The 3,733-nt window shown below is 26.3% G+C and carries 2 protein-coding genes and 1 pseudogene; all 3 read right to left on the reverse strand.

Features of this window, described 5'->3' with window-relative positions:
• Positions 1 to 952: pseudogene (locus tag KJQ97_RS08980) on the reverse strand (hypothetical protein); the annotation flags it as partial.
• Between the two features lie 123 nt (positions 953 to 1,075).
• The gene (locus tag KJQ97_RS08985) at positions 1,076 to 2,035 is read right to left on the reverse strand and encodes a tetratricopeptide repeat protein (protein WP_214117959.1); all 960 of its coding nucleotides are present in this window, start codon (positions 2,033 to 2,035) and stop codon (positions 1,076 to 1,078) included.
• A gap of 226 nt (positions 2,036 to 2,261) precedes the next feature.
• On the reverse strand, positions 2,262 to 3,733 hold a 1,472-nt coding region (locus KJQ97_RS08990; protein WP_214120630.1), incomplete at its 5' end, for a phosphoethanolamine transferase.

Below are 3,733 nucleotides of genomic sequence, written 5' to 3' on the forward strand. Positions count from 1 at the left end.
GTTTATCTTCAGGTTTAACTTCTGGAGTTACAACATCTTCAGTTTTATCTTCTTCAGGTTGTTTATTGTCTTCAGTGTTTTCAGGTTTATCTTCAGGTTTAACTTCTGGAGTTACAACATCTTCAGTTTTATCTTCTTCAGGTTGTTTATTGTCTTCAGTGTTTTCAGGTTTATCTTCAGGTTTAACTTCTGGAGTTACAACATCTTCAGTATTTTCAGGTTTTTCTTCAGGTTTAACTTCTGGAGTTACAACATCTTCAGTTTTATCTTCTTCAGGTTTAACTTCAGGTTGAGTATTATCTTCAGTTTTATCTTCTTCAGGTTGAGTATTGTTTCCTGTATTATTTTCTGGATTTTCAGGAACTACATTGTCATTAGCACCATTATTTCCTGGAATTGTAGGAATTTCGCCATTGTTAGCTTCTCCATTAATTTCAGGTGTTACTTGATTACCTTGTGCTAATAAATCATTAAGATTTGCAGCACCTAAGCCGTTGTTGTTAAAATTAGTAATAACATTATTATCAACTTCTCTTGATAATACATCTGCATAAACTGTGCTTTCGCTACCTGATTGGTCAAACACAACATCATTTAATGTTCCAGTAGCACCAGCAGCACCAGCTTCACCAGCAGCAGTTGCGTCTAATTCTATTTCTCCATTGTTATTTACTAAGTTATTGATTAAGTTATTGATTTTATCATCAATTGCAGCTTCATTTTCAAAGCTTTCACTTGTTAAAATACTATTATCAATCTTTGCAACATTATCTCCTACAATATGTAAAACTTTGCCACTGCTAAGTTCTATATCAACACTTGTATCTTTTCCGATTGTTCTAATAGTATCATTTAGTGATACTGCATCGCCTACATTTAGTGACTTCTCACCATTAACATTAATAGCTTTAACATCGCCTATTAATTTAATAATTTTTCCAGCTTCCGCCATAATATTTCTCCTTGTTGAATTTCAAAACAAGGTTAATTTAACGAAAATATATAAATTCTATTATTGCCCTTCAGTGCAAAAATATAATTTTTACAAAAAAAGGCAAAAAAAATGTATAAAATATTAATTACAAGCTTTAGTAAAACCTAATTCGCAAGCTTTTTGAAAGAATTTTTTTGATTTAGAAGAATCTGTTTTGATATATGTCTTATCATTATCTTTTAATCCATCTTCATACATATATCCAAGTCTAGAACAAGAATAACCATCGCCAATCTTACAAGATTTTTCATAGTTTTTTATAGCTTTTTCAAAATCATTATTATGTTCTTGTAATACTGCTAAGCTAGCACAAGAATCTTTATCATCTAATTCACATCCTTGCTCATAATACATTTGAGTTTTTTCTATATTGTTTAAATATCTATAAACATCTCCTATTGACTTGCAAGCTTTATAATTTTTATTATTACACTCTTTATCGCTTAAATCAGAAAAATTAGATATTTTATTATTAACAACTTGGGTAGTTAAATACCAATTTGACACCATCTGACAACCATAATCATCGCCTAAACCACAAGCTCTTAAATAAAAATCAATTCCTTGATTAGGATTTAAATTATTAGCAAGTTCTATACAAGAATTAGCAATTCCACCATTGCAAGCTTTAAATAATTCGTCTTGTTTAAATTCTTTATATTCTTTTTTCTGTAAATAAGCATAATTATCACAAGCTTCATAAATATCATTCTTACAAGCATTATCCAATAAATCATTCGCTTTTTTTATATCCTTATTAACGCCAAGTCCTAGATAATACATTTTTCCAAGACTTCCACAAGCTTTTTTATTATTCAAATCACAAGATTTTTTATAATATTTATAAGCATAAGAATAAGAAATCCCCGTTCCTAATCCAAATTCATTCATCTCTCCTAATCTATAGCAAGCATTAGAATTATCTTTATTACATTCTTGTTTAAAATTAGGATAAGCTTTTTTATATTCACCCTTTTCAAACAAACTTTCATTAGCACTTAAAGATACCAAAATACCTAAAGCTAATAATATTTTTCTCATACAATCTCCTTAAAAATATCAAATAAATTAAAGTAAAAATAATATGTAAAAATCGTAAATATTGAAGAGATTAAAAGGGTTGCATTTAGGAGTATAGTTGAAAAATGATTAACGATTTATTAGCTGCAACCCTTTAAAACAAGGAATGGCGTATTATAACCACACAATTATTAAAATAATATTAAACTAAATAAAAATTTTATAAATATTTTATTTTTTATATTATTTATAAATTATTTTCTAAATCTATACTAAATAAATCATAGTTTTTCCTATAATCTTTTGTAGAAATATTAAAAAACCCTAATAAAGAACTAAATAAATTATCTTGAGATAGTTTAAAATCAAGTTTATCTTTATTGTTATACTCATAATTAGTCCATAAAATAGCCGGAATTTGAATTTGCTCTTTTGGTGCTAAATAATATGGCATTCCGTGCAAATAAAACCCATTTTCTCCTAAACTTTCTCCGTGATCACTTAGATAAAATAAAGCTTTTTTATCAGCATTATCAGTCTTTAAAACTTCAATCAAACTAGCCACTATAAAATCAGTATAAAGCAAGGTGTTATCATAAGTGTTATATAAATTATCTTCGCTACATTCTTGCAATTTATTTGTATTACAAGTTGGAGTAAATTTTTCAAATTCTTTTGGATATCTAAGATAATAACTTGGCCCATGAGAACCTTGTAAATGCACTATTATTAATGTATTTTTATCTTTTTTACTTTTTAATATATTCTTAGTTTCATCAACTAACCATCCATCATAATCTTTACTTTTAATAATAGAATTAATGTCATTACAAACATTTTGACAACCTCCAGAATTATTATCTATCCAATACACATCAATAAAACGATTTAAAAGATTTAAAACATTCTCATAATTTTCACCTTTTTTAAAATCCACCCTATCATGCAATGAAAACATACAAGGTAAAGATTGAGCAGTGGCAGTCCCGCAAGATGTAAAATTACTAAAATAATTAATATTTAAATTCTTAGTATAAAAATTAGTATCGTTTTTAGTATATCCGCCTAAAGAATAATTCTTTGCCCTTGCAGTTTCTCCTACTACTAAAATAAAAGTTTTGCTCTCATTATCATCTTGAATAGAAGCATCAAGCCCTATTTTTACCATCTCTTCTTTAGGAGTGAATTTTGATTTTGTTATTTTAATAGCAGAATATATTTGATGAAATGGCACATTGTAATATCTTATGTCATCATTAGTTCTAATAAAAGGTATAAAAGTTCTAGAATTAGTAAATACTATGACAAAAATCAATATAGCACTTAAAATAATTGAAACTATTTTAGCTAAATAATAACCTTTTTTTATATTAATAAATCTTAGCAAAATTATTGGTAATACAACGCTTAATAATATAAAAAATACAAAAGATAAAGAAAATAAATCGCTCATTTCTCTTTTGTCTGTTAAAAATACATTAGCTACCATATTTCCATCAATAACTACATTGTAAGTTTTAATAAAATATATACTAAATCCAGTGCATATTATTAAAATAACAGAACAAATATAAGCCAAAATTCTAAAAAAACATAATATATTAACAACTAAAAATATCAATGTAAAATATATAATATTTACTATTGTAAAAAAATAAATATCACTTATTTTATTACTCAAAAATGTAAGCATAGAAAAATAATTCAAAGCGATTATAT

This window comes from Campylobacter sp. 2018MI01 (assembly GCF_018501205.1).
In the GTDB taxonomy this organism is placed as follows: domain Bacteria; phylum Campylobacterota; class Campylobacteria; order Campylobacterales; family Campylobacteraceae; genus Campylobacter_E.

Coding starts and splice junctions, on each gene's coding strand:
- KJQ97_RS08985 (WP_214117959.1), bottom strand. CDS start 2,035: ATGAGAAAAATATTATTAGCTTTAGGTATTTTGGTATCTTTAAGTGCT.